Raw genomic sequence first — 7821 nt, 5'->3', positions numbered from 1 at the left:
GCCCAGGCCAACCAGGTGCCGCAGAACGTGCTCAGCCTGCTGCGCTGATCCACGCGTCCACGCCGCCGGCCAAGGCCGGCGGCGCGGGCAACCCCGAAAAGACAGCCAACTGTCGCGCAGGAACGGGCCATGGCCATGGGCCGGACTCTCTCCCGGTCGCCACATCCACCGTGGCCATGGCCCGCCCCTGCGGCCCAACCGTTATCAGCGCTGTTTGTTTGACTGAACTTCCCGGGTGGCTTCGTCTCCCCCCGCTTTTCAGTAGCCTGAGCCCTCCTCTACATTGGAGGAGGGTTTTTTACAGACCCCGGCCGGACCTGCATTGCGTCCCGCCCTTATGCCCCTGCAACGCGCGTGCCATTTCTCCGCGCCACGCCATTGGCACAACTCCTGCATCAACGTGGTTCTAAAGACCTGGCGGCTACGGCCGCTACCTTCGTTGACAGCACGGCCACGCGGCACCACCGCGGCGGCACACAGACAGGAGATACAACGTGGCTGACTTTGGTTACGGCGGCATCGGTTCCGGACTGGATATTTCCGGCATGGTCGCCAGCCTGGTGGCGGCAGACCGCAAACCTTCGGACAACGCACTCAACCTGCAGCAGTCCAAAGCCAAGATGCAGCTGTCGGCGGTGGGCACGGTCAAGTCCGCGTTCGACCTGCTGAGCACCTCGCTGAAGGCGCTGAAGGCCTCCACCGCCTTCGACGCCCGCCTGGTCAGTGCGACCAAGGAAGGCACCGACGATATCTTGACGGTCAGCAGCACCAATTCGGCCGCCACCGGCAACCATGTCATCAACGTCGAACAGCTGGCCACGGCGAACAAGTGGATTGCTGACACCGCGGTGTCCAAGACCAAGACCTTCGGCGTCGGCACCCTGTCGCTGGAGGTGGGCGTCGGCGACAAAAAGAAGACGCTGGAGATCCAGGTCGAAGCCGATGACACCCTGTCCTCGATCCGCACCAAGATCGAAAAGGCCGGCCGCAGCCTGGGTGTACAGTCGACCCTGATCGCCTCCGGCGACAACCAGTACCTGTCGTTGTCGCAGGAGAAGTCCGGCACCGCCAATGCGATCAAGCTCAGCGCCGGCACCGGCAATGCCGACCTGACCGCCCTGGCCAACAGCCTCACCGAGCGCACGCCGGCCGCCGATGCCAAGCTCACCATCGACGGGGTGGAAGTGGTCTCCAGCGAGAACACCGTCACCGACGTGGTTCCCGGCTTGACCCTGAACCTGAAGAAGACAGGCAAGAGCACCGTCACGGTCAGCACCGACGTGGCGGCCGCACGCAAGGTGATGCAGGACTTCGTCACCGCCTACAACGGCGCGATCAGCGCGATCAGCACCGCCACCAAGTACGACATCGAAAACAAGGAGCCCTCCTCGCTGACCGGCGATGCGCAGATGCGCGGCGCCTCCAGCCAGCTGCGCTCGATGATGGGCGGCGTGCTCAAGGACCTGGCCGCGGTCGGCCTGGACCCGAAGACACTGGGCCTGCAGACCCGCGCGTATCCCAATGCCGATGGCAGCCTGGTCCTGGACGCCACCAAGTTCGAGGCGGCGCTGGTCAACCAGGCCGGTGCGGTGCGGCAGGCGCTGACCGGTGACGACGGCGCTGCCACCAAGCTGTTCAACATGGTCGATGGCTACGTCAGCACCACGGTGGGCAAGGAAGGCGCCTTCGTGTCGCGCACCAAGAGCATCAACGCCACGCTGACCGACATCGACAAGCGCCGCAAGGCGCTGGACGTGCGCATGGCCGGCGTGGAGGAACGCTACAAAAAGCAGTTCCTGGCACTGGATGCGTTGATGGGCAAGCTGAGCCAGACCACCTCCTCGCTCACCTCCCAGCTCAGTCAGTTGGCCGGTTGATCGACACGGCGGCCTGCTCAAGTAAAGCGCGCACGCTGCCGATACTGGTACCAACGCAGCAGCCAACGCAGGCTCCACCCCGGTGCCGCAAACCCCGCAAGGCACGCGGCCCCGCACGAAGGAGACATGATTGATGTACGGTTCAAACCGTCAATTCACCGAGCAGTACCGCAAAGTCGGCGTGCAGAGCTCGATCATCGACGCCGACCCGCACAAGCTGGTGGCGTTGCTGCTGGCCGGTGCGCTGGAACGCGTGCGGCTGGCCCAGGCCTGCCTGGAACGTGGCGATCAGGCGCGCAAGGGCAAGGCGATCGGCGAGGTGTGCGCGATCGTCGGCCACCTCAACGGCTCGCTCGACCATGAGGCCGGTGGCGAGATCGCCGGCAATCTGTCGGCCCTGTACGATTACGTCATGCAGCGCCTGACCGAAGCCAACCTGCACAACGACCCGGAGGCCCTGCGCGAGTCGCTGGAGCTGCTGGGCGAGATCGATGCGGCGTGGAATGCGATCCCGCGCGACCAGCGCGCGCCCGCGCAGGCCGCCGTGTAATGGCCGCCGCGCCCACCCTGGCCGACCTCAACACCACGCTGGACACGCTGGAAGCCGCGTTGCTGGACGGTGACCACGCACGTGCGGGCACCTGCCTGGACACCCTGCACGCCGACCAGACCCAGCTGCTGGCCCAGCCCGGCGGCCTGGATGACGTGGCCGGCCTGCGCGCACTGGAAAGCCGCCAGCAGCGCGTGATGGTCATGATCATGAGCCAGCGCGACGAGGCCGCCGGCCACGTGCGCAAGGGGGCTGCCGCCAACCGCGCCGCGCATGCCTACCTCACCGCGGAATCCCTGTCATGAGCGAGCCGCGTCCCAGCGCGATCCATCATCCGGCCGAAAGCGAGCTGTTCGATGAAACGCTGAGCTGCGAGGTCGCCCTGCCGGCCGAGTTCCGCCTGGGCAGTGCGGTGGTGCGTCCGGGCAGCGCCGAGACCCTGCTGCGCAGCGTCGCCCTGGTAGAGGATTCGCGTGGCGATGACGGCCACGACGAGCGCGGTGAAGCCACCGCGCAACTGCAGCGCCTGGAGGCCAAGCTGGACCTGACCATGGTGCTGCTGGGCCGGCTGGTCCGGCAGAGCACGCAGGACCTGGACCTGCGTCCGCTGCGCTGGTCACGGCGCGGCATCCGCCTGGAACAGGGCATGCGTACCGGCGCGACCGCCGGCAGCCTGGGCGTGATCCGGCTGCAGCCCTGCGACTGGCTGCCCGACCATATCGACCTGCCGGTATCGGTCTTGGCCGAAGCGGCCACCGGCGCGGGCGCGCATTTCCTCTGGCTGCGTTTCGAGCCGATGAGCGATGCGCTGGAGATGGCGCTGGAGCGGCATCTGTTCCGCCTGCATCGCCGCCAGATCGCGCAGGCACGGCTGGCCGACCGCCGTCCGCTCGACCCCTGAGCGAGGTTTTGACCGGTTGCCGGCCAGCGGCCGGCCCTACCGTGACGCAATCGGCTTGGCGGTAGGCCGCCACTCCGTTAAGGTGGTCACCCCGCCTTAACATCTGCCGAAGCCTGCCTGTGCGCGTTCTCATTGTCGACGATCACACCCTGGTCCGCGCCGGCCTCAGCCGCCTGCTCCAGGGCTTTGCCGACGTGGAGGTCGCCGCCGAAGCCAGCAATGCCGAACAGGCGCTGCAGTTGGCCATCCAGCACAGCCCGGACGTGATCCTGATGGATCTGTCGCTGCCCGGCCGCACCGGCCTGGAAGCGTTGAGCGACATCCTGCTGCGCGCCCCCGGCACCCGGGTGGTGATGATGACCATGCATGACGACGCGGTGCACGTGCGCGATGCGCTGGATCGTGGCGCGGTGGGCTTCGTGGTCAAGGACGCCGCCCCGCAGGAGCTGGAGCTGGCCCTGCGCGCCGCCCACGCCGGCCAGGTGTTCCTGAGCCCGCAGATCTCGGCCAAGATGCTGGCGCCGATGCTGGGCAAGGAAAAACCGGTGGGCGTGGCGGCGCTGTCGCCGCGCCAGCGCGAGATCCTGCGCCAGATCGGCCGCGGCGAGAGCAACAAGGAGATCGCCGCGGACCTGGGCATCAGCGTCAAGACGGTGGAGACCCACCGCGCGCGCATGATGGAGTCGCTCGGCTGCCGCCGCGCCAATGATCTGCTGCTGCTCGCCGCCCGCCACCAGCACGAGCTGGAGTGACGCGGCGGTTGGGCGGCGTCGGTTCCCCGACACGCCTGACGCCTTCAGGCGTCTCCCCGACGGGAATTTGAACAGGGCGCAGCCACCTAGGCCACGGAAACACAAGGCTTCGCGCAGCAGGCAGCGTCAAAATTCCGGGTCGATGTAGGGGTTTTCCTGACGAAGCGTCAGGAAACCAACGACAGCACTCAGGAACCCCCTGATTACGGTGTCGTGGGATCACAAGCAAGATGCGTTCCATAGCGCCGGGGAGTCGGCGCAACGGGGAAAACGCATGAAGCCGACGATGTCGACCCAACTGGGTCAGCAGCTCCACCTGACGCCGCAACTGCTGCAGTCCATCCGACTGCTGCAGCTGGACGGCATGCAGCTGGAGCTGGAAATCCGCCGCGCACTGGAGACCAATCCGCTGCTGGAACTGGAAGAGGCGCCCGACGCCCCGGCCAGCGACACCGCCGAGACCACCACCGTGCAGGAAGTGGCCGCCTTCGACGAGCTGCCGGAAAGCGCGATGTGGGACGTGCCCGGCGCCAGCTGGCAGGACGGCGACGACGACCGCATGCAGCGCATCGCCGCCGACGAATCCAGCGACCCGCAGCTGCGTGCCCTGCAGCGCCTGTCGCTGGAACTGGATGCACGCGAACTGGCGGTGGCCAGCTTCTGGCTGGAGCATTGCGACGACGCCGGCTACCTCGACGCGCCGTTGGCCCAGTTGCAACTGCTGGCCAGCGCCCGCTGCGACGTGGATGCCGCCGGGGTCGAAGCGGTGCGCCAGCAGATCCTGCACGGCGAGCCGGCCGGCCTGGCCGCACGCGACCTGCACGAATGCCTGAGCGTGCAGCTGCGCGCCCTGCCCGGCCGCGTGCCGGCCCGCCACCTGGCCCAGCGCGTGCTGGACCAGGGCCTGGCCAGCCTGGCCGCGCACGACTACGTCGGCCTGGCCCGCGAGCTGGACGCCGAAGTGGCCGACATCCATGAAGCGGTGCGGCTGATCCTGTCGCTGCAGCCGCGCCCGGGCGACAGCCTGCGCCCGGACGACACCGGCGTGGTCATCCCCGACGTGATCGCCTGGCACGCCGACAACCAGTGGCGCGTGGCGCTCAACCCGGCCACCAGCCGTCGCCTGAGCATCAACCCGGGCTACGAACACGCACTGGCCGATGCCGGCGAGGCCGCCCAGCCGCTGCGCGACATGCTGCAGGAAGCGCGCTGGCTGACCCGTGGCCTGTCGATGCGCTACGACACCCTGCTGCGCACCACCCGGGTGATCATCGAACGCCAGGCCGGTTTTTTGACCCGTGGCGAAGAAGCGATGGCACCGCTGACCCTGAAGGAAGTGGCCGATGCGATCGGCATGCACGAGTCCACCGTCTCGCGCATCACCACCGGCAAGTACCTGCAGACCCCGCGCGGCACCCTGGAGCTGAAGCACTTCTTCGCCGTGCGCCTGGAAGGCGCCAGCGTCTCCGGGCAGGCGGTCAAGGCCATGGTGCGCCGCCTGATCGATGCCGAACCGGCGGGTCGCCCGCTGGCCGATGAAGCCATCGCCGGCCTGCTGTCGCGCCAGGGCGTCAACATCGCGCGCCGCACCGTTGCAAAATACCGCGAGCAACTGGACATCGCTCCGGCCCGCGAACGCCGTCGGATCAATGCCCGCACCCCGCAACTGGCCCGGGTGGGCTGAAGGAAATGGAAGACATGAACAAGCTCACCGTCCTGCTGGTCGATGACCACGAGGGCTTCATCAACGCCGCCATGCGCCACTTCCGCAAGGTCGACTGGCTGGACGTGATCGGCAGCGCCGCCAATGGGCTGGAAGCCATCGAGCGCTCCGAGTCGCTGCGTCCGCAGGTGGTGCTGATGGACCTGGCCATGCCGGAGATGGGCGGCCTGCAGGCCACCCGCCTGATCAAGTCGCAGGACGACGCGCCCTACATCGTCATCGCCAGCCACTTCGACGATGTCGAACACCGCGAGCACGCCCTGCGCGCCGGCGCCGACAACTTCGTCAGCAAGCTGTCCTACATCCAGGAGGTCATGCCGATCCTGGAAGGCCTGAAGGGGAATGGATCATGAGTGAGTCGCGCATCCTGGTACTGGACAACGATGCCGTGCGCGCAGAGCGCACCGTCGCCCTGCTCGAATTCATGGACTTCAACCCGCGCTGGGTGGCCGACGCGGCCGACATCGATACCGCCCGCCACCGCCCCAACGACTGGGTGGCGGTGATCATCGGCAGCCTGGACCCGGGCGCGCGCAGCGATGCGCTGTTCGCCTGGGCCGGCAAGGGCGCGCTGCCGCCGCCGGTGATGCTGATCGACGGTGATGCTGCCGCGTTCGCCCAGCAGCACGGCCTGCACGAAGCCAATGTGTGGCCGCTGGAGGCACCGCTGCGCCACGCGCAGATGGAAGCGCTGCTGCGCCGCGCCAGCCTCAAGCGCCTGGATGCCGAGCACCAGGCCGGTGCCGTGCAGGAACAGGGTCCGACCGGTGACGGTGCGGCGGTCAGCGCGCTGCGCCTGATGATCGAACAGGTGGCCGCGTTCGACACCACCGTGCTGGTGCTGGGCGAATCGGGTACCGGCAAGGAAGTGGTGTCGCGCTCGATCCACCAGCGCTCGCCGCGTCGGGATGGTCCGTTCGTGGCGATCAACTGCGGTGCGATCCCGGCCGAGCTGCTGGAGAGCGAACTGTTCGGTCACGAAAAGGGTGCCTTCACCGGTGCGCTCAGCGCCCGCAAGGGCCGCTTTGAAATGGCTGAAGGCGGCACGCTGCTGCTGGATGAAATCGGGGACATGAGCCTGCCGATGCAGGTCAAGCTGCTGCGCGTGCTGCAGGAGCGCAGCTTCGAGCGCGTCGGCGGCAACCAGACCATCCGCTGCAACGTGCGGGTGATCGCCGCGACCCACCGCGACCTGGAATCGCGCATCGCCGACGGCAAGTTCCGCGAAGATCTGTTCTACCGTCTCAACGTGTTCCCGATCGACGTTCCGGCGCTGCGCGAGCGCAGCGAGGACCTGCCCGCGCTGGTGACCACCATCGCCGCGCAGCTGGCACGCACCGGTCGCGGCGAAGTGCGGTTCACCGCCGAAGCCCTGCAGGCGCTGGCCAGCTACGAATGGCCGGGCAACGTGCGCGAACTGACCAATCTGGTCGAGCGCCTGGCGGTGCTGCATCCGGGCGGCAACGTGCGCGTGCAGGACCTGCCGGCACGCTACCGCGGGGACTTCACCGCCGCCGCTCCGGTGGTCGTGGCAGCGCCGGCACCGGTTGCCGACGAGCGCCTGGACCTGCGCAGCTTCTCCTTCCACACCCCGGCCCCGGGCACGGCCGCACCGCTGGAAAACGGCATCGGTCCGGTCACCCGCGCCGTCGGCCTGCCCGATGCCGGGCTGGACCTGCGCAACCACATGGCCAACATCGAGCTGACCCTGATCAACGAGGCCCTCGAGCGCACCCAGGGCGTGGTCGCCCACGCCGCCCAACTGCTCGGCCTGCGCCGCACCACCCTGGTGGAGAAGCTGCGCAAGTACGGCATCGAACGCGACCAGGCCGAACTGGCCGGTTGATCGCCGCACAGCACCCAAAAAACCCGGGCCTGGCCCGGGTTTTTTTTGCTCTTCTCCCATCCGCGCGACACACACCAAGCGTGCGCTGCGCATTTCCAGGCGCGGCTGCCGGTGGGTCGGGCGCTGGGGCCCCATGCCCTTTCCGGCGAATGTCCCCCGGCGTCGGCCTGCG

8 protein-coding genes are annotated in these 7821 nt (G+C 68.0%); all 8 read left to right on the top strand.

Annotation, left to right across the window (positions count from 1 at the left end):
• The first annotated feature begins 494 nt into the window (after positions 1–494).
• The 8 genes from fliD (at position 495) to RTO53_RS18515 (ending at position 7649) form a co-directional block, all read left to right on the top strand.
• A complete protein-coding gene (gene fliD / locus RTO53_RS18550) occupies positions 495–1877 on the top strand; it encodes a flagellar filament capping protein FliD (RefSeq protein ID WP_312239172.1) in 1383 nt (460 codons plus the stop codon).
• 133 nt (positions 1878–2010) lie between these two features.
• A complete protein-coding gene (fliS, locus tag RTO53_RS18545; RefSeq protein ID WP_259202556.1) occupies positions 2011–2427 on the top strand; it encodes a flagellar export chaperone FliS in 417 nt (138 codons plus the stop codon).
• Entirely contained in the window at positions 2427–2732 is a 306-nt protein-coding gene (locus RTO53_RS18540) for a hypothetical protein (protein WP_312239171.1), read from the top strand. The genes fliS and RTO53_RS18540 overlap by 1 nt, the downstream gene beginning before the upstream one ends.
• Complete coding sequence (locus RTO53_RS18535) at positions 2729–3328, top strand: PilZ domain-containing protein (protein WP_312239170.1); 600 nt, start codon at positions 2729–2731, stop codon at positions 3326–3328. The genes RTO53_RS18540 and RTO53_RS18535 overlap by 4 nt, the downstream gene beginning before the upstream one ends.
• Before the next feature lie 119 nt (positions 3329–3447).
• Positions 3448–4080, top strand: a complete 633-nt coding sequence (locus RTO53_RS18530; protein ID WP_312239169.1) for a response regulator transcription factor — start codon at positions 3448–3450, stop codon at positions 4078–4080.
• 274 nt (positions 4081–4354) lie between these two features.
• On the top strand, positions 4355–5764 hold the full coding sequence (rpoN, locus tag RTO53_RS18525; protein WP_312239168.1) for an RNA polymerase factor sigma-54: 1410 nt from the start codon (positions 4355–4357) through the stop codon (positions 5762–5764).
• 14 nt (positions 5765–5778) lie between these two features.
• Positions 5779–6156 (top strand): response regulator transcription factor, encoded by a 378-nt coding sequence (locus RTO53_RS18520; protein WP_312239167.1) that lies wholly within the window; start codon positions 5779–5781, stop codon positions 6154–6156.
• Positions 6153–7649: a sigma-54 dependent transcriptional regulator gene (locus RTO53_RS18515; RefSeq protein WP_312239166.1), complete on the top strand. Its 1497-nt coding sequence runs from the start codon at positions 6153–6155 to the stop codon at positions 7647–7649. Before RTO53_RS18520 ends, RTO53_RS18515 begins: the two co-directional genes overlap by 4 nt.
• Positions 7650–7821 lie beyond the last annotated feature (172 nt).

Origin of the sequence: Stenotrophomonas sp., from assembly GCF_031995405.1 — a bacterium.
Classification (GTDB): Bacteria; Pseudomonadota; Gammaproteobacteria; order Xanthomonadales; family Xanthomonadaceae; genus Stenotrophomonas.
The sequence above is the reverse complement of the archived record's forward strand: the minus strand, read 5'-3'. Positions and strand labels throughout refer to the sequence as shown.